The sequence below is a fragment of the Plantibacter sp. MMLR14_011 genome (assembly GCF_001865025.1).
Taxonomy (GTDB): Bacteria; Actinomycetota; Actinomycetes; order Actinomycetales; family Microbacteriaceae; genus Plantibacter; species Plantibacter flavus_A.
Window position 1 is genome coordinate 1 of record NZ_MJGW01000086.1, and the last position, 247, is coordinate 247.

1 protein-coding gene is annotated in these 247 nt (G+C 73.3%); it reads right to left on the reverse strand.

Translation table 11 applies throughout. From position 1 onward, the window contains the following. A partial coding sequence (locus tag BIU99_RS17960; protein ID WP_139205502.1) for a DUF3180 family protein occupies window positions 1-247 on the reverse strand: 247 nt, incomplete at both ends.

Sequence of the window (247 nt, forward strand, 5' to 3'; positions counted from 1 at the left end):
GGCAGGACCGCGCGGGTCAGGAGGTACACGATCAGTCCGAGCGCCAGCGCGCCGAACAGGGCGCCGCAGATGCTCGAGGCCTTCGCCAGCACCACCACGCGGGTCGCGTAGTGCGGGTCCACGCGGCGCACGGCACGCCCCCGGACCTGTCGACGGATCGGGAGCGCCATGAACACGAGGGCGATGCCGATGAACGCGAGCGTCAGGCCGAGCGGGGCGGAGAGGATGAGCGTCGGGGCCTGGCGGG